This is a genomic window from Streptococcus mitis, assembly GCF_946188695.1.
Classification (GTDB): domain Bacteria; phylum Bacillota; class Bacilli; order Lactobacillales; family Streptococcaceae; genus Streptococcus; species Streptococcus mitis_DF.
The window spans coordinates 38,896-62,729 of sequence record NZ_CAMHWI010000013.1 but is presented as its reverse complement, the minus strand read 5'-3'; the positions used below and the strand labels follow the sequence as shown (position 1 = coordinate 62,729).

The 23,834-nt window shown below is 39.2% G+C and carries 25 protein-coding genes; 23 read left to right on the top strand and 2 right to left on the bottom strand.

What is annotated here, in order from left to right; all coding sequences use genetic code 11:
- Positions 1–136 precede the first annotated feature (136 nt).
- Together N8L33_RS06705 and N8L33_RS06700 are read left to right on the top strand one after the other, a co-directional pair.
- On the top strand, positions 137–631 hold the full coding sequence (locus N8L33_RS06705) for a YkgJ family cysteine cluster protein (protein ID WP_261030529.1): 495 nt from the start codon (positions 137–139) through the stop codon (positions 629–631).
- Positions 632–688: 57 nt separating this feature from the next.
- Positions 689–1,228, top strand: a complete 540-nt coding sequence (locus N8L33_RS06700; protein WP_261030521.1) for a ClbS/DfsB family four-helix bundle protein — start codon at positions 689–691, stop codon at positions 1,226–1,228.
- 203 nt (positions 1,229–1,431) lie between these two features.
- Here N8L33_RS06700 and dhaQ read toward each other — a convergent pair whose 3' ends face one another.
- Positions 1,432–2,421, bottom strand: a complete 990-nt coding sequence (gene dhaQ, locus N8L33_RS06695) for a DhaKLM operon coactivator DhaQ (RefSeq protein WP_000142827.1) — start codon at positions 2,419–2,421, stop codon at positions 1,432–1,434.
- Positions 2,418–2,948 carry a dihydroxyacetone kinase transcriptional activator DhaS gene (gene dhaS / locus N8L33_RS06690; RefSeq protein WP_000168605.1) on the bottom strand — a complete coding sequence of 177 codons (531 nt, stop codon included), beginning with the start codon at positions 2,946–2,948 and terminating at the stop codon, positions 2,418–2,420. The genes dhaQ and dhaS overlap by 4 nt, the downstream gene beginning before the upstream one ends.
- 153 nt (positions 2,949–3,101) lie before the next feature.
- Here dhaS and dhaK point away from each other — a divergent pair, with 153 nt between their 5' ends.
- The 21 genes from dhaK to N8L33_RS06585 all read left to right on the top strand — a co-directional run bounded on the left by dhaK (position 3,102) and on the right by N8L33_RS06585 (position 23,787).
- Positions 3,102–4,091 (top strand): dihydroxyacetone kinase subunit DhaK, encoded by a 990-nt coding sequence (dhaK, locus tag N8L33_RS06685; protein WP_261059339.1) that lies wholly within the window; start codon positions 3,102–3,104, stop codon positions 4,089–4,091.
- Positions 4,092–4,112: 21 nt separating this feature from the next.
- Entirely contained in the window at positions 4,113–4,688 is a 576-nt protein-coding gene (gene dhaL, locus N8L33_RS06680) for a dihydroxyacetone kinase subunit DhaL (protein WP_261059338.1), read from the top strand.
- Complete coding sequence (gene dhaM / locus N8L33_RS06675) at positions 4,688–5,062, top strand: dihydroxyacetone kinase phosphoryl donor subunit DhaM (RefSeq protein WP_261059336.1); 375 nt, start codon at positions 4,688–4,690, stop codon at positions 5,060–5,062. Before dhaL ends, dhaM begins: the two co-directional genes overlap by 1 nt.
- A gap of 595 nt (positions 5,063–5,657) precedes the next feature.
- Positions 5,658–6,659, top strand: coding sequence for a hypothetical protein (locus N8L33_RS06670; protein WP_261059334.1), 1,002 nt, complete (start codon positions 5,658–5,660; stop codon positions 6,657–6,659).
- Positions 6,656–6,853 carry a hypothetical protein gene (locus tag N8L33_RS06665; protein ID WP_261059332.1) on the top strand — a complete coding sequence of 66 codons (198 nt, stop codon included), beginning with the start codon at positions 6,656–6,658 and terminating at the stop codon, positions 6,851–6,853. The genes N8L33_RS06670 and N8L33_RS06665 overlap by 4 nt, the downstream gene beginning before the upstream one ends.
- Positions 6,854–6,890: 37 nt before the next feature.
- A complete protein-coding gene (gene pynA / locus N8L33_RS06660; protein ID WP_261059331.1) occupies positions 6,891–7,604 on the top strand; it encodes a pyrimidine 5'-nucleotidase PynA in 714 nt (237 codons plus the stop codon).
- A 13-nt stretch (positions 7,605–7,617) separates the two neighbouring features.
- A complete protein-coding gene (locus tag N8L33_RS06655; RefSeq protein WP_261059330.1) occupies positions 7,618–8,265 on the top strand; it encodes a hypothetical protein in 648 nt (215 codons plus the stop codon).
- Positions 8,266–8,468: 203 nt separating this feature from the next.
- Positions 8,469–9,161, top strand: coding sequence for a DUF4336 domain-containing protein (locus N8L33_RS06650; RefSeq protein WP_261059342.1), 693 nt, complete (start codon positions 8,469–8,471; stop codon positions 9,159–9,161).
- Between the two features lie 11 nt (positions 9,162–9,172).
- Positions 9,173–9,826, top strand: a complete 654-nt coding sequence (locus N8L33_RS06645; RefSeq protein WP_261059328.1) for a uracil-DNA glycosylase — start codon at positions 9,173–9,175, stop codon at positions 9,824–9,826.
- A gap of 9 nt (positions 9,827–9,835) precedes the next feature.
- Complete coding sequence (locus N8L33_RS06640) at positions 9,836–10,300, top strand: NUDIX hydrolase (RefSeq protein ID WP_173212609.1); 465 nt, start codon at positions 9,836–9,838, stop codon at positions 10,298–10,300.
- Between the two features lie 12 nt (positions 10,301–10,312).
- Positions 10,313–11,581 (top strand): dihydroorotase, encoded by a 1,269-nt coding sequence (locus N8L33_RS06635; protein ID WP_261030506.1) that lies wholly within the window; start codon positions 10,313–10,315, stop codon positions 11,579–11,581.
- Between the two features lie 41 nt (positions 11,582–11,622).
- Complete coding sequence (gene pdrM / locus N8L33_RS06630; RefSeq protein ID WP_261059325.1) at positions 11,623–12,984, top strand: sodium-coupled multidrug efflux MATE transporter PdrM; 1,362 nt, start codon at positions 11,623–11,625, stop codon at positions 12,982–12,984.
- 153 nt (positions 12,985–13,137) lie between these two features.
- On the top strand, positions 13,138–14,106 hold the full coding sequence (locus N8L33_RS06625; protein WP_261059323.1) for a thiamine pyrophosphate-dependent dehydrogenase E1 component subunit alpha: 969 nt from the start codon (positions 13,138–13,140) through the stop codon (positions 14,104–14,106).
- A gap of 15 nt (positions 14,107–14,121) precedes the next feature.
- Entirely contained in the window at positions 14,122–15,114 is a 993-nt protein-coding gene (locus N8L33_RS06620; RefSeq protein WP_049521429.1) for an alpha-ketoacid dehydrogenase subunit beta, read from the top strand.
- 340 nt (positions 15,115–15,454) lie between these two features.
- Complete coding sequence (locus N8L33_RS06615) at positions 15,455–16,498, top strand: dihydrolipoamide acetyltransferase (RefSeq protein ID WP_261059322.1); 1,044 nt, start codon at positions 15,455–15,457, stop codon at positions 16,496–16,498.
- Positions 16,499–16,543: 45 nt separating this feature from the next.
- Positions 16,544–18,247 carry a dihydrolipoyl dehydrogenase gene (gene lpdA, locus N8L33_RS06610; RefSeq protein ID WP_261059320.1) on the top strand — a complete coding sequence of 568 codons (1,704 nt, stop codon included), beginning with the start codon at positions 16,544–16,546 and terminating at the stop codon, positions 18,245–18,247.
- A 58-nt stretch (positions 18,248–18,305) separates the two neighbouring features.
- On the top strand, positions 18,306–19,295 hold the full coding sequence (locus tag N8L33_RS06605; protein ID WP_261059318.1) for a lipoate--protein ligase: 990 nt from the start codon (positions 18,306–18,308) through the stop codon (positions 19,293–19,295).
- Positions 19,296–19,814: 519 nt separating this feature from the next.
- Positions 19,815–21,074: a UDP-N-acetylglucosamine 1-carboxyvinyltransferase gene (locus tag N8L33_RS06600; RefSeq protein WP_261059317.1), complete on the top strand. Its 1,260-nt coding sequence runs from the start codon at positions 19,815–19,817 to the stop codon at positions 21,072–21,074.
- A 15-nt stretch (positions 21,075–21,089) separates the two neighbouring features.
- Positions 21,090–21,641 carry a GNAT family N-acetyltransferase gene (locus N8L33_RS06595; RefSeq protein WP_261059316.1) on the top strand — a complete coding sequence of 184 codons (552 nt, stop codon included), beginning with the start codon at positions 21,090–21,092 and terminating at the stop codon, positions 21,639–21,641.
- Positions 21,634–22,911 (top strand): CBS-HotDog domain-containing transcription factor SpxR, encoded by a 1,278-nt coding sequence (gene spxR, locus N8L33_RS06590; RefSeq protein WP_064276043.1) that lies wholly within the window; start codon positions 21,634–21,636, stop codon positions 22,909–22,911. Before N8L33_RS06595 ends, spxR begins: the two co-directional genes overlap by 8 nt.
- A 15-nt stretch (positions 22,912–22,926) precedes the next feature.
- Entirely contained in the window at positions 22,927–23,787 is an 861-nt protein-coding gene (locus tag N8L33_RS06585) for a methionyl aminopeptidase (protein WP_000631543.1), read from the top strand.
- Positions 23,788–23,834 lie beyond the last annotated feature (47 nt).

The window sequence follows — 23,834 nt, the reverse complement described above, 5'->3', positions numbered from 1 at the left end:
TGGGACTTTTTTTCTACACAAAAATAGGCTCCATAAGATTCATAGGGGATTTACCCACTACAAATATTATAGAGCCTTTTAAATGCTCCGGAGGCATGGTATAATAGGGGAAAGTAATTAGAATAAGAGAGAAACCATGTCTAAAGAAATTGATATTGAGTACTACCACCAGCTAGCCTTGCAAAAGCAAAAGGAGCACCGTAAAATTTTAGCCAATTTAAAGAAAAAACCTCCTAAAAACCTAGACAAGCTAGCCCAGCAGATTCACGAGGAAGTCTTTGCGGAGATTGATTGTACGGCCTGTGCCAACTGTTGCAAGACATTGGGGCCTGACTTTAAAGAAGCGGATATTACACGAATCGCCAAGTATTTTAAGATGAAATTACCTGCTTTTGAAGCGGAGTTTCTGCAGGTAGATGAAGATGGCGATAAGGTTTTTAAATCCATGCCTTGTCCCTTTCTAGGAGGAGATAATCTCTGTTCCATATATGATGTTCGTCCAAAGGCGTGTCGTGAATTTCCCCATACAGACAGGAAAAAAATCCATCAAATCAACCATTTGACGATTAAGAATACCTTGACCTGTCCAGCAGCCTATCTCTTTGTTGAGAAATTAAAGGATAAGTTATAGAGATTTAAAGGATAAAAAATCTCTAATAATAACTAGAGATATGAAGGGAGTACTCCTGTGCCTAGACCGAAAACAAAAGAGGAGCTAATGCTGGCCTCTAAGGAAAATTATGAAAAGCTCAATTGTTTCATCTCCCAACTAAGTGAAGATGAGCTACAGACTCCATTTGATTTTTCAAGAGACCCAAAGAAAAAAGAAGTTCACTGGAAAAGGGATAAAAATCTACGGGATGTCTTGATCCATCTTTATGAATGGCAGCAGTTACTTTTGATTTGGGTTCATTCTAATCAAAAAGGTCACGAAAGACCTTTTCTCCCTGAACCTTATAATTGGAAAACTTATGGAGAAATGAATGTCGCTTTTTGGAAGAAGCACCAGAAAACCTCATTAGAAGAAGCGACTAGACTCCTAGAACAATCACATAGAGAGGTTTTAGAGTTGATAGAAGTTTTTAGCAATGACGAACTCTTTACCAAAGGTGTCTATAAGTGGACCGGCGGAACAAGTCTAGGTTCCTACTTTGTCAGTAACACGTCAAGCCACTATGATTGGGCTCTGAAAAAACTCAAAGCTCATCGGAAGAATTGTAAGGGATAGATGGCCTATTTGAAATAGAAAGAATGAGTTCTTTTAAACGTAATACTCTTCGAAAATCAAATTCAAACTGCGTCAACGTCGCCTTGCCGTACTCAAGTACAGCCTGCGGCTAGTTTCCTAGTTTGCTTTTTGATTTTCATTGAGTATAAGATAAAAGCAAAGGGCTATCAAGTGATGTAGCCCTTTTGAGTTATACAAGCAAATTACCATGCAAAAGCTGTCGTTGGAGCATTGAGTGCTTCTAACCACTGTTTATTTTTTACGGGGCAAAGAGTTACGGATATACCTGCCATATCTAGACTGGTCATAAATGTTCCTGATTTTATAAAGGTAATAGTGACTCCTTCAATTTCTAAGAGTTGAAGGAGATCATTGATAAATATGCCCATTTCTAAGTTGCTGGTAGTGCCTAGATTATTTACAAGCAATATAAATTGATCACCCTTTTTCCAATGATAGTGCAATCTTAATTTACTTATAATCTCATTTGCCAGGATTTCCGATGATTGGAATGGGACGATACGATAGCCTTCTTCGCCATGTATCCCAATACCATAAGAAATATCTCCTTCTTCCAAGTTAAATAGTGGAAGGGTGGCTTGGGGGAGACTAGCCGATTTCGTTGCAAAGCCAATTGTTGCGATTTCGGGAGCAAGTTCATGACCTAAATTAGTTAGTTGCTCTATTTTGGCACCATTTTGAGCTGCATATCCTAGAACTTTATGAAGTAAAATAGTCCCTGCGAGCCCTCTTCCTCTAATTTGAAATCTATTGCGAGGTTCAATAGAAATATCGTCGTGTGCTAGACTATAGCCGACTTTAATTCCTTCTTTTCTAGCAGTATTAATGGCCCAGCTAAATTCTTTGATGTCTGCTTCGAAATTTTTTACAATGATGAAGACACCGTGACCATTGTTTAAAAAACGAATGGACTCTAAGATTTCAGTTCTTGTAGGAGGAGTAAATAATTGGCCATAGATAGCAGCAGTAAGCATTCCTTCTCCCACATATCCAATATGCGCAGGTTCGTGACCGGAACCTCCACCCGACAATATTGGAACCTGATGAGGATTGCGATTTTTTTGATAGACTAGTGGTAAAGTAGGGTGTTTTTCTAATTCAGGATGACTGCTGACAGTTGCTGAAATGTAACTTGAAATAATTTTCTGTTTATGATTTGAAATAAATGTCATTGTGGTCTCTTTCCAATAATTGTCATGATTAGAAAGTCTGGTTGTGGAACTGGACTTTTTTTATTGACGTAAGCCTTCACGATCTCTGCTAGAGCATGTGAATGATAGTCTAACAAAAAACAAGTATAAGCAGATGAATCGATATCAATCTGACCGTATTCTTTTAAAATTTTTGATACAAGCAAGCGACAGTAGCTGATAAAGTGGTCATAGAAGTTATTTTGTCCTTGAATATCAAAAAGTTGAATATAAAAGTCACGCTCTTGTTCGAAATAAAAAAATAATTCTTGTAATAGTTTTTGGCCCGAAATGAAGTCCAAGTTATTGGTGATATACTCGGTTAAGTCATTTTCAAATATCCAGTCTAGCAGTTCATATTTGTCAAGAAAGTGATTATAAAAGGTCTGTCTACGAATGCCAGCTGATTCCATGATATCCACAATGGAGATTTTGTCAAATTCTCTAGTAGCTAATAGGTCTCTAAATGCCTTGGCAATCCGTTTTTTTGTAATAAGTGATGATGCCATAGGAAGCCTTTCTGTTACTTACTTCATTTTACCAAAAAATTTTTTTAAACGGGTTTAAAAGGGGACAAATAATAGAATCTGTCCCTTATCATCCAGCGATAAAAAATATATAATGAAAGCGAAAACAAAGGTAAATACCGAAAGGAGTTTCTCATGAAAAAAATTATAAATGAACCGACACAAGTTGTTGATGAAATGTTGCAGGGCTTGTCATTTATGCATGATGACTTGGTTCAACGCTTAGATGGTTTTGATGTCATCGTTAGAAAGGCAGAAAAGACAGGAAAAGTTGGTCTCATTTCAGGTGGAGGTTCAGGACATGAACCAAGTCATGCTGGATTTGTAGGAGATGGAATGTTGTCTGCTGCCATTTGTGGAGCAGTCTTCACTTCACCTACTCCGGACCAAATTTTAGAAGCCATTAAGGCGGCTGATGAAGGTGCTGGAGTTTTCATGGTCATCAAGAACTATTCTGGTGACATTATGAACTTTGAAATTGCACAAGAACTTGCTGAAATGGAAGGTATTGATGTAGCAAGTGTTGTAGTCGATGATGATATTGCTGTTGAAAATAGTCTCTATACCCAAGGTCGTCGAGGTGTTGCAGGTACTATTTTAGTCCATAAAATTTTGGGTGATGCGGCTCGTTCCGGTAAATCATTATCTGAAATGAAGGACTTGGCCGACAAACTTGTCTTAGAAATTAAAACAATTGGGCTGGCCTTGTCTGGAGCAACCGTTCCTGAAGTTGGGAAACCAGGTTTTGTTCTAGAAGATGATGAATTTGAATACGGAGTTGGTATTCACGGTGAGCCAGGATATAAAAAAGAGAAAATGCAACCTTCAGCACAATTGGCCTCAGAATTGGTTGAAAAATTATCTGAAGGTTTCCAACTTAAGACTGGTGAACGCTATGGCCTTCTCATTAATGGTTTAGGAAGCACTCCTCTTATGGAACAATACGTATTTGCAAATGATGTGGCTAAATTACTCCATGAAAAAGGTGTTGACTTGGTGTTTAAGAAAATTGGAAACTATATGACATCAATTGATATGGCCGGCTTGTCATTAACATTGATTCGATTGGCAGATGATGAGTGGTTGGATGCTCTAAATGCACCTGTTACTACACCAGCTTGGTAAGACTCAAGGAGGAAATGTCGCATGAATGCTGAACAAGCTCTTGAATGGATGAAGCTTTTTAATGAAAAGATTCAAGAACAGAAAGATTACCTTAGTGAGTTAGACACTCCTATAGGAGATGGAGACCACGGTGGAAATATGGCGCGTGGAATGGCTGCAGTTATGGAATATTTAGAAGGAAAGCAATTTGAGACCAGCAGTGATGTTTTTAAACTTGTCTCAATGCAACTACTGAGTAAGGTAGGCGGTGCTTCTGGTCCCTTGTATGGCTCTGCTTTTATGGGCATGGCCAAGGCTGATTCAAATTCGAAAATAGAGGAAATCTTACAAAATGGTTTGGATATGATTGTCAAACGAGGGAAAGCAGAAGTTGGAGAAAAGACAATGGTTGATGTTTGGACTCCTGTTATTGCTGCCTTGTCTGCTGGCCAGTTGACTCAAGAGGTTATTGATAAGGTAGTGAATGCTACCAAAGATTTACTTGCAACTAAAGGAAGGGCATCTTATGTAGGAGAACGTTCTCTTGGACATATTGATCCTGGATCATTCTCATCAGGATTACTCTTTACTGCTCTTTTAGAAACTGGGGTGGTTTAATGGGAAGTATTGGTCTTGTTATCGTTTCACATTCCAAACACATTGCAGAAGGTGTTGTTGAACTGATTAGTGAAGTAGCTAAAGATGTTCCGATTACTTATGTAGGAGGAACCGAAGATGGAGGAATTGGAACAAGTTTTGATCAAGTAGATAGGGTTGTTTCCGAAAATCCAGCAGATACTTTATTAGCTTTTTTTGACCTAGGTTCTGCTAAAATGAACTTAGAAATGGTAGCTGATTTCAGTGATAAAAGTATCCTCATCAACAGGGTTCCAATTGTAGAAGGTGCCTATACTGCAGCTGCTCTTCTTCAGGCTGGTGCAGAACTGTCAGTTATTCAAACACAGTTGTCGGAGCTTGAAATCAATAAATAAGGAATTTTACTATAACTCTTTTTATAGGCGGGCTATTGATTATCTCAACTATCAAATTTTAAGTAAATAATTTAAAAATCAGAAAGGGATTGCTTTGGGCAGTTCCTTTTTAATGTAAAAGGAGTAGAATCAGAGCGTTTCTAAATTGTTAATACTCTTCGAAAATCAAATTCAAACCACGTCAACGTCGCCTTGCCGTACTCAAGTACAGCCTGCGGCTAGTTTCCTAGTTTGCTCTTTGATTTTCATTGAGTATAATAATTCAAAACTGATTGTGATGGGACTATTCTAGCTTTAGAATTGCTCAAAAATTAACATTTAAGGCTATCAATAGCTTAGAATAGCGCGAAAACATTTAATTTATAGGAATTCTAAACCTAGAATTGCATAGATATTTATGAAGCCAGGGTATTCGATAGTCAGGATTGTTCTATTCTGAAAGATTTGAGCTGTCAATTGTATAGGATAGTGTTATTCTATGTTAGATTCTAGTAAAAATGATTGGATAAATAATATTAAAGAAAAATCAAAATCATAATTTTGTTTAATATGGTATAATATTTCTAATAATTTAAACATAATGAGGTAGTAATTTATGGATGAAGTTTTATTTTTTGGAGAAGATGACTTCGATATTCTTGATATTGATGGTTATGAACTAAAACCCTCATCGTTTTTTAATAAGTTACCAGAAATAGCCAAACCTTTAGTCAAAAATGCAAATAAAATTTTATCTGAAGTAGAAAAAATGTTATATTCTGCTCCAGCCTTTATCAATGTTGTCCAATCTAGTATACCTGAAGAGGTTTTTCAGGCAATTCTTTCTCCAGAACAACGGGAACAAATTGCTCAAGGAGTGTTAAAATTAATGACAAAGAAAGATGGTTCTCTCTTGGCGGTATTAGTAGATACTAATACTAATAAAGTCATTGGAAATGTACCATTGAAATCTGTTAATTTGACACCAGAATTAAATAAAGCGTTAGCCGATTATTCGTCACAAATTCAAATGGCTCAGATTGCAGAGGAGATTCAAAATGTACAATATGCTATTGAGGACGTCAGAAAAGGACAGGAGTCAGATAGACTTGCAATAGCCTATAGTTGTCAACAGAAACTCTTGCAAGCTAGAGAGATATCAGATCCAAACATTAGAACAATGATGTTACTGCAAGTTATTTCAGATGCAGAAGATAGTCGAAATCTCTTAATGCTTAGTCAAAAATCAAATGTAAATTTTATTAAAGAACAACCAGATTCTACTTGGGGTAAGTTATTAAAAGGGGATAAACCAGATAAAATTGAAGCTCGTATGAATGAGATTAGAGATGGATTAGCAGCTGTAAATATCGTTTCACTATCAGCAGCAATAGCTTATAATGAGTTGGGCGAGAAAAAAGCTGCTCAAAAAAGTTTGGATTACTTTGGGAAATTTATTAACGAAACTTATCTCAGTTCTCAGGAATTAGTAGAGAGACTTGATTTACTTGATCCTTCTCCTAAAAATTACTGGACAAAAGAATTGCCAAAAATTGAAACATCTATAATGAAATTGCCAAATAAACCAGATTCTATTGAGACAGAGGTGCTAGAATGAAAGAAATAAAAAAATGCAAGACATGTACTAGGGATTTACCATCAAGTTATAAGTACAATAAGTGCGAATCGTGTAGAAACAAAAAAATAGATGAAGCAAAAAAGATACTTAAAGTTGTTGGACAAGTTGGAAGTGTGGTTACTCCAGTTGTAGTTGGTATGTTGATGAATAAAACTAAGAAAAAGAAGAAATAAACTAATCTATTAAGTACCTAGAAAGGAAAACACCAAATTGTCCTACAAATTTCTACTTTTCGACCTTGACCACACTCTTCTTGATTTTGATGCTGCTGAGGATGTGGCTTTGACCCAACTTCTAAAAGAAGAAGGAGTTGTGGATATTCAAGCTTATAAAGACTATTATATTCCTATGAACAAGGCTCTATGGAAGGACTTGGAGCAAAAGAAAATCAGTAAACAAGAGCTGGTTAACACGCGCTTTTCTCGTTTATTTGCCCATTTTAGGCTGGAGAAGGACGGGGCTTTACTTGCTCAGCGTTACCAGTTTTACTTAGCCCAACAGGGACAAACTCTTTCGGGAGCTCATGAACTCTTAGACAGCCTTATCGAGCGAGATTATGAGCTGTATGCTGCGACAAATGGCATTACTGCCATTCAGACAGGACGTTTGGCTCAATCGGGTCTGGTACCATATTTCAATCAAGTCTTTATCTCTGAACAGCTGCAAACTCAAAAGCCTGATGCTCTCTTTTATGAAAAGATTGGTCAGCAAATTGCTGGATTTAGTAAAGAAAAAACTCTGATGATTGGAGATTCCCTAACCGCTGACATTCAAGGTGGCAATAATGCTGGTATTGACACGATTTGGTACAACCCTCATCACCTCGAAAATCACACACAAGCCCAGCCGACTTACGAAGTCCATTCTTATCAAGACTTGCTGGATTGTTTGGATATAAATACTCTTGAGAAGATTACATTTTAAAGGAGACGATCTAATGACTACAAAAAATGCTGATATTACTATTGAAGAGTACATTAAAATTTCTGAAGTTGATTTTAATGAAGCTGTGAATTATGAATTTAAATCTGACAATTGTCAATTAGCAAATAGCATTTATCAATCTCTTTTTAAGTTTTATGATAAAGAAAATTTCTCTGGAGATTTAATTTTTACTTGGAGATCTCCATCATTAGTTAAAGATGGAGATTATATTGGGAGAAGGGATTCACAAGTAGATAATCTTAGAGTAATAGGAAACATATTTCCGAATTATGTTACTAATCGAAAATATAGCCTCAATATGAATCGTAATGGGTGTATGGGAGATTTTCCGCATGACTTTTTTGATATATACCTAGATCATGTAGCAAAATATGCCTACGAACAAAAAGTTAATAATATTAAGGAGTATTACCCTTTAAAAAGAGCGATTTTACACCAAGAGAATGAATTGTATTTTCAAATGTTTTCTAATTTTGACGACTTTTTAGAAAAAAACTATTTAAAGACCATTTGGCAAGCTTCTAAAGAAGCTCCTTTTTCTGAAATGGATTTTAATATGTTTCGAAATATTTCAGAAAAGATGATCTTTGAAAGAGGTAGTCAAATGCTTAAGGATTTAAAAAGTATTTATAAAGAATAGTCATTCTTTATAAGCCGCATTAACTTATTCAAATCGTATATATAGTCGATTTATTCAATTTTTAGATAAACTGTAAAAAGTGGTTTCAATAGCCACTTTTTGCTATAATAGAGGCAGTAAAAATAAAGGAATAGTAAATGATATCAAGACCAGAACTTTCTCTTTATGAACCATTGTATACACTAAAGGAAGTTGATTAAAATATCTGGATAGCAGATGGTGACTTGATACAAATGGACTTGAAGGTCTTCAAACTTCCTTTTCAGACACGTATGACAGTAATAAAGTTAAATGATGGCAAACTCTGGATTCATTCTCCAATCGCGCCAAATGAGGAGCTCTTTACTGAACTGGATGCTTTGGGCAGAGTCGCTTACCTGATTTCTCCAAATAAGATTCACTATGCCTATATTGCAGATTGGAAAAAAAGATATCCTCATGCGCAAACATGGTCTAGTCCAGGAGTTGAAGAGAGAGCGAAAAGTCAGAATATCAAGGTGGTATTCGATGCTGCCTTAACAGATAAGGCACCCGACTTATGGTCTGCTGAGATTGATCAGCTTATTTTTAAGGGAAGTTCTGTCATCGAAGAGGTCGTGTTTTTTCATAAATCAACTAAAACACTCATTGTAACGGACCTTATAGAGAATTTTGAACCAGAAAAGATAGCTAGTCCAATCCGAAGAAAAATCTATCGTTTAGCCCGTGTAACAGCTCCTGATGGACAAACTCCTATCGATTATAGGATGACTTTTTTTAGGAGACAAATAGAGGCAAAGGTTTCCTTTTCCCGCATGTTAAACTGGAAACCTGATAAGATTATACTTGCACACGGTCTATGCTTTTTTGAGAATGGTATAGATGAATTAAAACGTGCTTTTAGATGGATACGATAAAGGAGAAAAAGATGCAACACTCACCTTGGCATGCTCTGATTAAGGAGCGATTACCTGAGGGTTATTTTGGGAAAATCAATCAGTTTATGGAGCAAGTCTATGCTCAAGGAACTGTGTACCCGCCTAAGGAAAAAGTTTTCCAGGCTCTATTGACAACACCACTTGAAGAGGTTAAGGTGGTGATTCTGGGTCAGGATCCTTATCACGGACCAGGTCAGGCGCAGGGCTTGAGTTTTTCTGTACCTGACTCTATTCCAGCTCCGCCATCCTTGCAAAATATCTTGAAAGAATTGTCAGATGATATCGGGGTTAAGAAATCTCATGATTTGACAGCTTGGGCTGAGCAAGGAGTCTTGCTTCTTAATGCTTGTTTGACTGTTCCTGCTGGACAGGCCAATGGTCATGCTGGTCAGATATGGGAGCCTTTTACTGATGCTGTGATTCAGGTGGTCAATCAATTAGATAAACCAGTAGTCTTTATACTCTGGGGCGCTTATGCACGTAAGAAGAAGACCTTAGTTACTAATCCTCACCATCTGATTATCGAATCAGCCCATCCCAGTCCCTTGTCAGTTTATAGAGGATTTTGGGGTTCCAAGCCTTTTTCCAAGGCCAATGCATTCTTAAAAGAAACAGGACAAGAGCCAATCGATTGGCTTAGATAAGGAGAGAATATGCCTCAGTTAGCGACAATTTGCTACATTGATAACGGGAAAGAACTGCTTATGCTCCACCGTAATAAGAAGCCAAATGATGTTCATGAAGGAAAATGGATTGGTGTGGGTGGTAAGCTAGAGAGAGGAGAGACGCCTCAGGAATGCGCGGCGCGTGAAATCCTTGAGGAAACAGGGCTCAAAGCCAAACCAGTTCTAAAAGGTGTTATCACTTTTCCTGAATTTACACCTGATTTAGACTGGTACACCTATGTTTTTAAGGTGACGGAGTTCGAGGGGGACTTGATTGACTGCAACGAGGGAACGTTAGAATGGGTTCCCTATAAAGAGGTTTTGAGTAAGCCGACTTGGGAAGGTGACCATACCTTTGTTGGGTGGCTTTTAGAAGATAAACCCTTCTTTTCAGCCAAGTTTGTCTATGATGGGGATAAATTGTTGGATACCCAAGTTGATTTCTATGAATAAAGGAGAAAGCAGATGCTACTAATTAAAAATGGTCGTGTAATGGATCCCAGATCTGGTTTGGATCAAGTGTGTGATGTCTTAGTTCAAGATGGGAAAATTGTCAAAATTGCGCCTGAGATCAAGGAAGAAGGAGCAGAGGTACTTGATGCTAGTTGTCTTGTGGTTGCTCCTGGCTTGGTCGATATCCATGTCCATTTCCGTGAACCTGGTCAAACGCACAAGGAAGATATTCATACTGGTGCCCTAGCAGCCGCTGCAGGTGGTTTTACAACTGTTGTCATGATGGCTAATACTAGTCCAACCATCTCGGATGTAGAGACTTTGCAAGAAGTTCTTCAGTCAGCTGCCAAAGAGAAGATTAATATTAAGACGGTTGCGACCATTACTAAGAACTTTAATGGCCAAGACTTGACTGACTTCAAGGCACTCTTAGAAGCTGGTGCGGTTGGTTTTTCTGATGACGGTATTCCGCTTGAAAGCAGTAAAGTTGTAAAGGAAGCCATGGAGGAAGCTAAAAAGCTTAATACCTTTATTAGTCTCCATGAGGAAGATCCAGGTTTGAATGGGATTCTTGGATTTAACGAAAATATTGCTAAAAAACATTTCCATATCTGTGGTGCGACTGGGGTAGCTGAGTATGCTATGATGGCGCGTGATGTCATGATTGCCTATGCAACCAAAGCCCATGTTCATATTCAGCATTTGTCTAAGGAAGAAAGTGTTAAAGTAGTGGAGTTTGCTCAAGGATTGGGAGCGCAAGTCACAGCAGAAGTAGCGCCACAGCATTTTTCTAAGACCGAAGCGCTCCTTTTGACACAAGGAAGCAATGCTAAGATGAATCCACCGCTTCGTTTGGAATCAGACCGTCGTGCTGTTATCGAAGGTCTTAAATCAGGCGTCATCACAGTTATCGCGACTGACCACGCGCCTCATCATGCAGATGAGAAAAATGTCGAAGATATTACCAAAGCGCCATCTGGTATGACCGGTTTGGAAACATCTCTTTCTCTCGGTTTAACTTATTTGGTGGAAGCTGGTGAGTTAAGCTTGATGGAATTACTTGAAAAAATGACATACAACCCATCCAAGCTTTACAACTTTGAAGCAGGTTACTTGGCTGAGAATGGCCCAGCAGATATCACTATTTTCGATGCTAAGGCTGACCGCCTTGTGGACTCCCATTTTGCTTCAAAAGCAGCTAATTCACCATTCATTGGTGAAACCTTAAAAGGGCAGGTTAAATATACCATCTGTAAGGGACAAATTGTCTATCAAAACTAGGTGGGAGTCTGCTCTGTAAACAAAAAGAATAGAGAGCCTATATGTACCAAACCCATCATTTTAAAGACAAATTTATCTTATTTTTAAAGATATTTTTCCCTATCCTGATTTATCAATTTGCAAATTATTCTGCCTCCTTTGTTGATACGACTATGACTGGCCAATACAATACCATGGACTTGGCTGGTGTATCTATGGCCACCAGTATCTGGAATCCTTTTTTTACATTCCTAACAGGAATTGTATCAGCCCTGGTGCCCATCATTGGTCACCATCTTGGTCGAGGTAAAAAGGAAGAAGTTGCGTCTGATTTTTACCAGTTCATCTATCTGGCCTTGGGTCTATCTGTGGTCTTGTTGGGGATGGTACTATTCTTGGCACCACCAATCTTGAACCATATTGGACTAGAAGCACCTGTGGCGGCAGTAGCGGTTCGCTATCTTTGGTTTTTATCTATCGGGATTATCCCCTTGTTGCTCTTTAGTGTCATTCGTTCCTTGCTGGATGCACTGGGATTGACCAAACTGTCCATGTACCTCATGCTTTTGTTACTTCCTCTCAATAGTGGATTTAACTATCTCTTGATTTACGGGGCTTTTGGTGTTCCAGAACTGGGAGGTGCTGGTGCTGGTTTAGGAACATCCTTGGCCTACTGGGTCTTGCTGGGGATTTCTGTTCTGGTTTTATTTAAGCAGGAGAAGCTCAAAGCCTTACATCTTGAGAAACGCATTCCTCTTAATATGGATAAAATTAAGGAAGGAGTTCGTTTAGGTCTGCCTATTGGGGGAACTGTCTTTGCGGAAGTGGCTATCTTTTCCGTGGTTGGTTTGATTATGGCTAAGTTCTCGTCCTTGATTATCGCTAGTCACCAGTCAGCTATGAACTTTTCAAGTCTCATGTACGCCTTTCCTATGAGTATCTCATCGGCTATGGCCATTGTCGTGTCTTATGAAGTGGGAGCCAAGCGATTTGATGATGCGAAGACCTATATTGGTCTAGGAAGATGGACTGCCCTCATTTTTGCGGCCTTCACCTTAACTTTCCTTTACATTTTTAGAGGAAATGTGGCTAGTCTGTATGGTAACGACCCAGAATTTATCGATTTGACAGCGCGCTTTTTAATTTATAGTCTTTTCTTTCAGTTAGCAGATACCTTTGCAGCACCGCTTCAAGGAATTTTGCGGGGTTATAAGGATACAGTTATTCCTTTTTACCTTGGTTTGATTGGTTATTGGGGCGTAGCAATCCCAGTGGCTATGGTATTTGATTCCCTAACAGATTTTGGAGCTTATTCATACTGGATTGGTTTGATTATTAGTCTGATTGTGAGTGGGGCGCTCTATCGTTGGCGTTTAACTGTGATTATGAAGAGATTTGAATCTTTAGCAAAATTTAAACGCTGAAAAGTTTGTGAAAAAATATTCTTGACAAGAAAATCCCTTGTTCTCATGGGGTTTTCTTTTTTATTTTGTGAAATTTTCTTGAGAAAAACTTTGACAGTATTTTCCAAAAACGGTAAAATAGTAAGGTAAGAAGAAAGTTAGAAAGGCAAGAAGATGTCAACTTTAGATAAAAATCTTTTGCTCGAAATGTTCCGTAAGATGGAAGAAATTCGTCGTATGGACTTAAAAATTGCACAATTAGTAAAGAAAGGGAAAGTGCCAGGAATGACGCACTTTTCTGTTGGAGAAGAGGCAGCTAACGTGGGTGCTATGTTAGCTCTCAATCCAGATGATCTAATTACATCAAACCACCGTGGTCACGGTCAAGCGATTGCCAAAGGGATTGACCTTAACGGAATGATGGCTGAAATCCTTGGGAAATACACTGGAACCTGTAAAGGAAAAGGTGGATCTATGCATATTGCTGACCTTGATGCTGGTAACCTTGGTGCCAATGGTATCGTTGGTGGTGGTATGGGAATCGCTGTTGGCGCAGCCCTCAGTCAGCAGATGCAAAATACCGGAAAAATTGTCGTCTGCTTCTTTGGAGATGGTGCGACCAACGAAGGTGTTTTCCACGAAGCAGTGAACATGGCTTCTATTTGGAAACTTCCTGTTATTTTCTACTGCATTAACAATGGTTATGGAATCTCTGCAGATATCAAGAAAATGACCAATGTGGAGCATATCCATCAACGCAGTGCTGCATATGGAATTCCTGGAATGTTCATCGAAGACGGTAACAATGTCATCGACGTCTATGAAGGGTTTAAGAAAGCTGTAGACCATGTTCGTGGTGGCAATGGCCCAGTCTTGATTGAAAGTGTAACTTATCGCTGGCTTGGTCACTCATCATCTGACCCTGGTAAATATCGTACACGTGAAGAAGTGGAATTGTGGAAACAAAAAGACCCAATCGAAAATCTTCGCAAATACCTCATTGAAAATACTATTGCAAGCGCCCAAGAATTGGAAGAAATCCAAGGGCAAGTAAAGGAAGCAGTAGAAGCTTCTGTTAAATTTGCAGAGGAAAGTCCATTCCCACCGCTTGAATCAGCCTTTGAAGATATTTACGCAGACTAAGGAGAAAGAGATAAAATGGAAACAAAAACAATGTCCTTCCGTGACACCATTATCCTTGCTATGTCTGAGGAAATGCGTCGCGATGAAAATGTGTTCTTGATGGGAGAAGACGTTGGTGTCTTCGGAGGAGACTTCGGAACATCTGTTGGAATGCTTGAAGAATTTGGTCCAGAACGTGTTCGTGACTGTCCAATTTCTGAAGCAGCCATCTCGGGTGCAGCTGCAGGAGCAGCCATGACAGGCCTTCGTCCAATCGTGGATATGACCTTCATGGACTTCTCGGTTATTGCTATGGATAATATCGTCAATCAAGCCGCTAAAACACGTTACATGTTTGGTGGTAAAGGTCAGGTTCCAATGACTGTTCGTTGTGCAGCTGGTAACGGAGTTGGTTCTGCAGCCCAACACTCGCAATCACTAGAGTCTTGGTTTACTCACATTCCTGGACTTAAGGTTGTGGCACCAGGTACCCCTGCGGACATGAAAGGATTGCTCAAGTCTTCTATCCGTGATAACAACCCTGTTATCATTCTTGAGTACAAGTCAGAATTTAACCAAAAAGGGGAAGTGCCAGTTGATCCAGACTACACAATCCCACTAGGAGTTGGGGAAATCAAACGCGAAGGAACAGATGTAACAGTTGTTACTTATGGAAAAATGCTCCGTCGTGTGGTTCAAGCAGCTGAAGAATTAGCAGAAGAAGGCATTTCAGTTGAAATTGTGGACCCACGTACCCTTGTTCCGCTTGATAAGGATATCATCATTAACTCAGTTAAGAAGACTGGTAAGGTTGTTCTGGTCAACGATGCCCACAAAACAAGTGGCTATATCGGAGAGATTTCAGCAATTATTTCAGAATCAGAAGCATTTGATTATCTAGATGCACCAATCCGCCGTTGTGCAGGAGAAGATGTGCCAATGCCTTATGCACAAAACCTAGAGAATGCAATGATACCAACAGTTGAAAGCATCAAAGAAGCAATCCGTAAGACTTATAATAAAGAATAAAATTACATAAATTAAATTATGTAAAACATTTGAATTTTTAACTTTAGTAACTTGAGATACGTGTTGTATTCAAGTGATTTGAAGAGTTGCGACATGAGTGAATCGAATCGATAATATTCGACGAATGAATTAGTAAGTCTACTAGGTTGGCCGCCTGATAGCGGCAACCGTAGCAACTTGAGACGCGTTTCGTGTCCAAGTTACTTGTAGAGTTGAACACGGGCTAAAGTCTGTGTGAAAAAGATAAACTTTCCTAGAAACTAAAGTTTCTTCGTCAAGTTTCCTATTTTCACTTTGACTTTTTACGCCCTTAGTATCTTATAATAGAATTGGAGAGGTCATGGCTGATGACAAGCTAAGAGCGACTCCTGCGGCTAGAAAGTTAGCGGATGATTTAGGGATCAACCTCTACGACGTTTCTGGCTCAGGTGCAAACGGTCGTGTCCACAAAGAAGACGTGGAAACTTATAAAGACACAAATGTGGTTCGCATTTCGCCACTTGCAAAACGAATTGCCCTCGAACATAATATTGCTTGGCAGGAAATCCAAGGAACGGGTCATCGTGGTAAAATCATGAAGAAGGATGTTTTGGCCTTGCTTCCTGAAAATATTGAAAACGAGACCATCAAGTCTCCTGCTCTAATCGAAAAAGTGGAAGAGGTTCCTGATACTATCACTCCTTATGGTGAAATTGAGCGTATCCCGATGACACCAATGCGTAAGGTTATTGCCCAACGTATGGTCGAGTCTTACCTAACTGCGCCAACCTTCACTCTCAATTATGAAGTTGATATGACTGAAATGCTGGCTCTTCGTAAGAAGGTTCTTGAGCCAATCATGGAAGCAACTGGGAAGAAGACTACTGTAACAGACCTTCTTTCACTTGCTGTTGTGAAAACCTTGATGAAACACCCTTACATCAACGCTTCATTGACAGACGACGGCAAGACCATTATCACTCATAACTATGTCAACCTTGCGATGGCAGTTGGGATGGATAATGGATTGATGACACCTGTTGTTTACAATGCTGAAAAGCTAAGTTTATCAGAGTTGGTTGTTGCATTCAAAGATGTCATTGGCCGTACTTTGGACGGTAAATTGGCTCCAAGCGAACTGCAAAATTCAACCTTCACAATCAGTAATTTGGGAATGTTTGGTGTTCAGTCCTTCGGTCCGATCATTAACCAACCAAACTCGGCTATTCTTGGTGTCAGTTCGACGATTGAGAAGCCAGTTGTCGTCAATGGTGAGATTGTCATTCGTCCAATCATGAGTCTTGGGTTAACAATCGACCACCGTGTTGTAGATGGTATGGCTGGTGCTAAGTTTATGAAAGACTTGAAAGAATTGATTGAAAATCCTATCTCAATGTTGATTTAAGAACAAGAGGATTCATTTTAAAGATATAGATAAAGGAAGGAAGACATGGCCTTAGAAGTAATTATGCCAAAAGCCGGCGTGGATATGACAGAAGGACAAATCGTCCAATGGAATAAAAAAGTCGGAGAATTTGTAAAAGAAGGAGAAATCCTTTTGGAAATCATGACTGACAAAGTCAGCATGGAATTGGAAGCTGAAGAAGATGGGTACTTGATTGCCATCCTTAAAGGAGATGGGGAAACTGTCCCTGTAACGGAAGTCATTGGTTACCTTGGTGAAGAAGGGGAAAACATCCCAACAGCTGGAGCGGCTGCGCCAGAAGCTAGCCCAGCGCCTGCAGTTAGTGCCTCAAACGACGATGGTAAGAGCGATGATGCCTTTGATATCGTTGTCATTGGTGGAGGTCCTGCTGGTTATGTTGCAGCCATTAAAGCTGCCCAACTTGGCGGTAAGGTTGCCCTTGTTGAGAAATCAGAACTCGGTGGTACTTGTTTAAACCGTGGATGTATCCCAACCAAGACTTACCTTCACAATGCTGAAATCATCGAAAACATCGGTCATGCAGCAAATCGTGGTATCGTGATTGAAAATCCTAACTTCACTGTTGATATGGACAAACTTTTAGAAACTAAATCTAAGGTTGTCAATACCTTGGTAGGTGGTGTTGCAGGACTTCTTCGTAGCTACGGAGTTACTGTCCATAAGGGAATTGGTACAATCACTAAAGATAAGAATGTCTTGGTAAATGGTTCTGAATTACTTGAAACTAAGAAAATTATCCTTGCTGGTGGTTCAAAAGTCAGCAAGATTAACGTTCCTGGTATGGAATCTCCACTTGTCATGACCAGTGATGACATTCTTGAAATGAATGAAGTACCAGAAAGCCTTGTTATCATCGGTGGTGGCGTTGTCGGTATTGAACTCGGCCAAGCTTTCATGACATTTGGTTCAAAGGTAACTGTTATCGAAATGATGGACCGTATCGTACCAGCTATGGATGCGGAAGTGTCTAAGAATCTTCGCTTGATTTTGGAACGTAAAGGGATGACCATCTTAACTGACACTAAACTCCAAGAAATCGTCGAAGAAAATGGTCAACTTCGTATCAAGGTTGAAGGAAAAGACGATATCATCGCAAGTAAAGCCCTCCTTTCAATCGGCCGTGTGCCAGACCTTGAAGGTATTGGAGATGTTGAGTTTGAATTGGATCGTGGACGTATCAAGGTCAACGAATACATGGAAACTTCTGTTCCAGGTATCTACGCACCAGGTGATATCAATGGGACTAAGATGTTGGCCCACGCAGCCTTCCGCATGGGTGAAGTTGCCGCTGAAAATGCCCTTAAAGGAAATCATGCTGTTGCCAAGTTGAACTTGACTCCTGCAGCCATCTACACTCTTCCTGAAGTAGCAGTAGTAGGTTTGACTGAAGAACAAGCTCGTGAGAAATATGATGTCGCTATCGGTAAATTCAACTTTGCTGCCAACGGACGTGCTATTGCATCGGATGCTGCTCAAGGTTTCGTAAAAGTCATCGCTGATAAGAAATACGGGGAAATCCTTGGTGTACACATCATCGGACCTGCAGCTGCAGAGTTAATCAACGAAGCATCAAGCATCATCGAAATGGAAATTACTGTTGAAGAAATGTTGAAGACAATCCACGGACACCCAACCTACTCTGAAGTTATGTACGAAGCGTTTGCGGATGTTCTTGGAATGGCTATTCATTCACCTAAGAAAAAATAAAACGACGATAGATTAGTCTGGAAGATATTTTCCAGTCTCTATCGTATAAAGGGATATCATGAAATACATTATCAATCATTCAAACGACACTGCTTTTAATATTGCCTTGGAAGAATATGCCTTTAAACACCTTTTGGATGAGGATCAAATCTTCCTACTTTGGATCAACAAACCATCTATCATTGTTGGTCGTCACCAGAATACTATCGAAGAAATCAACCGTGATTATGTTCGAGAAAATGGTATTGAGGTGGTTCGCCGTATCAGCGGTGGTGGAGCTGTTTATCATGATTTAAACAACCTCAACTACACCATCATTTCAAAAGAAGATGAAAACAAGGCCTTTGACTTCAAGAGCTTCTCAACTCCAGTTATCAATACCTTGGCTCAACTTGGTGTTAAAGCTGAGTTCACAGGCCGTAACGACCTTGAGATTGATGGCAAGAAATTCTGTGGCAATGCCCAAGCTTATATTAATGGCCGTATCATGCACCACGGCTGCTTGCTCTTTGACGTTGATTTGTCAGTCTTAGCAAACGCCCTTAAGGTTTCAAAAGATAAATTTGAATCAAAAGGTGTCAAATCCGTCCGTGCCCGTGTAACCAATATTGTCAATGAATTACCAGAAAAAATCACAGTTGAAGAATTCCGTGATTTGCTATTGGAATACATGAAAAAAGAATACCCAGAGATGACTGAATACGTCTTTTCAGAAGAAGAATTGGCCGAAATCAATCGCATCAAGGATACTAAGTTCGGTACTTGGGACTGGAACTACGGCAAATCACCAGAATTTAACGTCCGTCGTGGTACAAAATTTACTAGTGGTAAGGTTGAAGTCTTTGCTAATGTCGTCGAATCAAAAATCCAAGATATCAAGATTTATGGAGACTTCTTTGGTATCGAGGACGTTGCAGCTGTAGAAGATGTCCTTCGTGGAGTGAAATATGAACGCGAAGACGTCCTTAAAGCCCTAGAAAGTATTGACATCACTCGCTACTTCGCTGGTATTAGCCGTGAAGAAATCGCTGAAGCGGTAGTAGAGTAAAGAAAAGCTATTTGTTAGTCATTGTGTGTTGCAGAAAAGATATTAGTTGGATAGGACAAGTCTTAAAACCTGCTGAACGAGAATCAAAAAGAACTCGCTTCCAATGCTTAATAAAAAACTCGGAAGTTTGCTCTGAGTCAAGTAAATACGACTATTTGCAATTGAGTATTGAGATGAGAAAGTTGGTATTAGATTGACTGTAAGGTGACACAGGAACGAGTTACTTTTTGATTTCTATATAGTATAAACACCACCAAAAGACTATTATTTCTATAGTTGAACGATACCTCAAAAGTTAGACATAGAAAATCTAATTTTTGAGGTATTTTGCAATTCTTAATTTAGGATTTTTTAGTATCAAAAGATGTTTCATAAAATATGGACTCAACCTTTCAACTTAATCCTATTTATTGCTTACTATCCAATAAAATTGAAAAGGATGGAAAAAAGGTTACATTTATGATATAATTTCTTTTAAAGACCTTATTAGAAATCTTGAAAGAGTATTAAAAACTTATAATGAGAAAAATTGTTATCAATGGTGGATTACCACTGCAAGGTGAAATTACTATTAGTGGTGCTAAAAATAGTGTTGTGGCCTTAATTCCAGCTATTATATTGGCTGATGATGTGGTGACTTTGGATTGTGTTCCAGATATTTCGGATGTAGCCAGTCTTGTCGAAATTATGGAATTGATGGGAGCTACTGTTAAGCGTTATGACGATGTCTTGGAGATTGATCCAAGAGGTGTTCAAAATATTCCAATGCCTTATGGTAAAATTAACAGTCTTCGTGCCTCTTATTATTTTTATGGAAGCCTCTTAGGCCGATTTGGTGAAGCGACAGTTGGTTTACCGGGAGGATGTGATCTTGGTCCTCGTCCGATTGACCTACACCTTAAGGCATTTGAAGCCATGGGAGCAACTGTTAGCTATGAGGGAGATAACATGAAGTTATCTGCTAAAGATACAGGACTTCATGGTGCAAGTATTTACATGGATACGGTTAGTGTGGGTGCGACGATTAATACGATGATTGCTGCGGTTAAAGCAAATGGTCGTACCATTATTGAAAATGCAGCCCGTGAACCTGAAATTATTGATGTAGCTACCCTCTTGAATAATATGGGAGCTCACATCCGCGGTGCAGGAACTAATATCATCATTATTGATGGTGTTGACAGATTACATGGAACACGTCATCAGGTGATTCCAGACCGCATTGAAGCTGGAACATATATTTCCTTAGCTGCTGCAGTCGGCAAGGGGATTCGTATAAATAATGTTCTTTACGAACACCTAGAAGGATTTATTGCTAAGCTGGAAGAAATGGGAGTGAGAATGACTGTATCTGAAGATAGTATTTTTGTCGAAGAGCAGTCTAATTTGAAAGCAATCAATATTAAGACGGCTCCTTACCCAGGTTTTGCTACCGATTTGCAACAACCGATTACCCCTCTTTTACTAAGAGCGAATGGTCGTGGTACAATTGTTGATACGATTTACGAAAAACGTGTAAATCATGTTTTTGAACTAGCAAAGATGGATGCGGACATTTCGACAACAAATGGTCATATTTTGTATACAGGTGGACGTGATTTGCGTGGGGCAAGTGTTAAAGCAACTGACCTGAGAGCTGGTGCAGCTTTAGTTATTGCTGGTTTAATGGCCGAGGGGCAAACTGAAATTACAAATATCGAGTTTATCTTACGTGGTTATTCTGATATTATCGAAAAATTACGTAATCTAGGAGCGGATATTACACTTGTTGAGGATTAAACCGTAGAGGTGTTTATGAATATTTGGACCAAATTAGCAATGTTTTCTATCTTTGAAACGGATCGCTTGTATTTGCGTCCTTTCTTTTTTAGTGATAGTCAAGACTTCCATGAGATAGCTTCAAATCCAGAAAATTTACAATTCATTTTTCCAAGTCAAGCTAGTCTGGAAGAGAGTCAATATGCACTGGCCAATTATTTTATGAAGTCTCCTTTGGGAGTATGGGCTATTTGTGACAAGAAATCTGAAAAAATGATTGGTTCAATTAAGTTTGAGAAGTTAGATGAAATTAATAAAGAAGCAGAACTTGGTTATTTTTTGAGAAAAGATGCTTGGTCTCAAGGATTTATGACAGAGATTGTTAGAAAAATTTGTCAACTTTCTTTTGAGGAATTTGGTTTAAGACAATTGTCCATTATTACCCACCTCGAAAATGAAGCAAGTCAAAAGGTTGCTCTTAAGGCTGGATTTAGTTTGTTCCGTCAGTTTAAGGGAAGTGATCGCTACACAAGAAAAATGCGGGATTATCTTGAATTTCGGTATGTAAAAGGAGAATTCAATGAGTAAGCATCAGGAAATTCTAAGCTATTTAGAGGAATTACCAGTAGGTAAAAGGGTCAGTGTTCGTAGCATTTCAAACCATCTGGGAGTCAGTGATGGAACAGCCTATCGCGCTATCAAGGAAGCTGAAAATCGTGGAATTGTGGAGACCCGTCCTAGAAGTGGAACAATCCGCGTCAAGTCCCAGAAAGTTGCGATTGAAAGATTAACTTTTGCTGAAATTGCAGAAGTGACTTCTTCTGAGGTTCTGGCTGGGCAAGAAGGTTTAGAGAGAGAATTTAGTAAGTTTTCAATCGGTGCTATGACTGAACAAAATATTTTGTCTTACCTTCACGATGGGGGGCTCTTGATTGTCGGAGACCGAACCCGTATTCAGTTGCTAGCCTTGGAAAATGAAAATGCTGTTCTTGTGACAGGAGGATTTCATGTCCATGATGATGTTCTTAAACTGGCCAATCAAAAAGGAATTCCTGTTTTAAGAAGCAAGCATGATACTTTCACTGTCGCAACCATGATCAATAAAGCCTTGTCAAATGTTCAAATTAAGACTGATATTCTGACAGTTGAGAAACTTTATCGTCCGAGTCATGAGTATGGTTTTCTGAGAGAAACCGACACAGTCAAAGATTATTTGGACTTAGTTCGTAAGAATCGTAGTAGTCGTTTTCCGGTTATCAATCAACATCAGGTCGTTGTTGGAGTTGTAACCATGAGAGACGCTGGTGATAAGTCACCAAGTACCACAATTGACAAGGTCATGTCTCGTAGTCTATTTTTAGTTGGTTTATCGACAAATATTGCCAATGTGAGTCAACGGATGATTGCTGAAGACTTTGAAATGGTACCGGTTGTTCGAAATAATCAAACCTTGCTTGGAGTTGTGACGCGACGAGATGTCATGGAGAAGATGAGTCGTTCCCAAGTTTCGGCTCTACCAACTTTTTCTGAGCAGATTGGTCAAAAACTCGCTTATCACCATGATGAAGTCGTCATTACAGTGGAACCCTTTATGCTAGAGAAAAACGGTGTTTTGGCTAATGGTGTATTGGCGGAGATACTGACTCATATGACACAAGATTTAGTTGTTAATAGTGGTCGAAATCTCATTATTGAGCAGATGCTAATTTACTTTTTGCAGGCTGTTCAGATAGATGATATATTGCGAATTCAAGCACGCATTATCCATCATACTAGACGATCAGCTATTATTGATTACGATATTTATCATGGTCATCAGATTGTTTCAAAGGCAAATGTGACTGTTAAAATTAATTAGAAACTAGGAGAAAAAATGATAACATTAAAATCAGCTCGTGAAATTGAAGCTATGGACAAGGCTGGAGATTTTCTAGCAAGTATTCATATCGGCTTACGTGATTTGATTAAGCCTGGCGTAGATATGTGGGAAGTTGAAGAATACGTTCGCCGTCGTTGTAAGGAAGAAAATTTCCTTCCACTTCAGATTGGGGTCGACGGTGCCATGATGGACTACCCTTATGCTACCTGCTGCTCTCTTAACGATGAGGTAGCTCACGCTTTCCCTCGTCACTATATCTTGAAAGATGGTGATTTGCTCAAGGTTGATATGGTTTTGGGAGGACCTATTGCCAAATCGGATTTGAATGTCTCAAAATTAAACTTCAACAATGTCGAGCAAATGAAAAAATACACTCAGAGCTATTCTGGTGGTCTAGCAGACTCTTGTTGGGCTTATGCTGTAGGTACACCGTCCGAAGAAGTGAAAAACTTGATGGATGTAACCAAAGAAGCCATGTACAAGGGGATTGAACAAGCTGTTGTTGGAAATCGTATCGGTGATATCGGTGCGGCTATTCAAGAATACGCTGAAAGCCGTGGTTACGGTGTAGTGCGTGATTTGGTTGGTCATGGTGTTGGCCCAACCATGCACGAAGAACCAATGGTTCCTAACTATGGTATTGCTGGTCGTGGACTTCGTCTTCGTGAAGGAATGGTCTTAACCATTGAACCAATGATCAATACAGGTGACTGGGAAATCGATACAGATATGAAAACTGGTTGGGCCCATAAGACCATTGACGGTGGATTGTCATGTCAGTATGAACACCAATTCGTGATTACGAAAGATGGTCCTGTTATCTTGACTAGTCAAGGTGAAGAAGGAACTTATTAAAATAAGTAAAAGTAGATTGAAGAAAAAGTGGCTCTTTGGACAATTTT

What these genes read in the sequence shown, in the direction of transcription:
- N8L33_RS06585 (WP_000631543.1), top strand. Translation starts at nt 22,927, where the DNA reads ATGATAACATTAAAATCAGCTCGTGAAATTGAAGCTATGGACAAGGCT.
- dhaK (WP_261059339.1), top strand. Translation starts at nt 3,102, where the DNA reads ATGAAAAAAATTATAAATGAACCGACACAAGTTGTTGATGAAATGTTG.
- N8L33_RS06605 (WP_261059318.1), top strand. Translation starts at nt 18,306, where the DNA reads ATGAAATACATTATCAATCATTCAAACGACACTGCTTTTAATATTGCC.
- N8L33_RS06625 (WP_261059323.1), top strand. Translation starts at nt 13,138, where the DNA reads ATGTCAACTTTAGATAAAAATCTTTTGCTCGAAATGTTCCGTAAGATG.
- N8L33_RS06645 (WP_261059328.1), top strand. Translation starts at nt 9,173, where the DNA reads ATGCAACACTCACCTTGGCATGCTCTGATTAAGGAGCGATTACCTGAG.
- N8L33_RS06595 (WP_261059316.1), top strand. Translation starts at nt 21,090, where the DNA reads ATGAATATTTGGACCAAATTAGCAATGTTTTCTATCTTTGAAACGGAT.
- lpdA (WP_261059320.1), top strand. Translation starts at nt 16,544, where the DNA reads ATGGCCTTAGAAGTAATTATGCCAAAAGCCGGCGTGGATATGACAGAA.
- N8L33_RS06635 (WP_261030506.1), top strand. Translation starts at nt 10,313, where the DNA reads ATGCTACTAATTAAAAATGGTCGTGTAATGGATCCCAGATCTGGTTTG.
- spxR (WP_064276043.1), top strand. Translation starts at nt 21,634, where the DNA reads ATGAGTAAGCATCAGGAAATTCTAAGCTATTTAGAGGAATTACCAGTA.
- N8L33_RS06620 (WP_049521429.1), top strand. Translation starts at nt 14,122, where the DNA reads ATGGAAACAAAAACAATGTCCTTCCGTGACACCATTATCCTTGCTATG.
- dhaL (WP_261059338.1), top strand. Translation starts at nt 4,113, where the DNA reads ATGAATGCTGAACAAGCTCTTGAATGGATGAAGCTTTTTAATGAAAAG.
- N8L33_RS06640 (WP_173212609.1), top strand. Translation starts at nt 9,836, where the DNA reads ATGCCTCAGTTAGCGACAATTTGCTACATTGATAACGGGAAAGAACTG.
- pdrM (WP_261059325.1), top strand. Translation starts at nt 11,623, where the DNA reads ATGTACCAAACCCATCATTTTAAAGACAAATTTATCTTATTTTTAAAG.
- N8L33_RS06655 (WP_261059330.1), top strand. Translation starts at nt 7,618, where the DNA reads ATGACTACAAAAAATGCTGATATTACTATTGAAGAGTACATTAAAATT.
- N8L33_RS06670 (WP_261059334.1), top strand. Translation starts at nt 5,658, where the DNA reads ATGGATGAAGTTTTATTTTTTGGAGAAGATGACTTCGATATTCTTGAT.
- N8L33_RS06615 (WP_261059322.1), top strand. Translation starts at nt 15,455, where the DNA reads ATGGCTGATGACAAGCTAAGAGCGACTCCTGCGGCTAGAAAGTTAGCG.
- N8L33_RS06705 (WP_261030529.1), top strand. Translation starts at nt 137, where the DNA reads ATGTCTAAAGAAATTGATATTGAGTACTACCACCAGCTAGCCTTGCAA.
- N8L33_RS06665 (WP_261059332.1), top strand. Translation starts at nt 6,656, where the DNA reads ATGAAAGAAATAAAAAAATGCAAGACATGTACTAGGGATTTACCATCA.
- dhaM (WP_261059336.1), top strand. Translation starts at nt 4,688, where the DNA reads ATGGGAAGTATTGGTCTTGTTATCGTTTCACATTCCAAACACATTGCA.
- N8L33_RS06600 (WP_261059317.1), top strand. Translation starts at nt 19,815, where the DNA reads ATGAGAAAAATTGTTATCAATGGTGGATTACCACTGCAAGGTGAAATT.
- dhaS (WP_000168605.1), bottom strand. Translation starts at nt 2,948, where the DNA reads ATGGCATCATCACTTATTACAAAAAAACGGATTGCCAAGGCATTTAGA.
- dhaQ (WP_000142827.1), bottom strand. Translation starts at nt 2,421, where the DNA reads ATGACATTTATTTCAAATCATAAACAGAAAATTATTTCAAGTTACATT.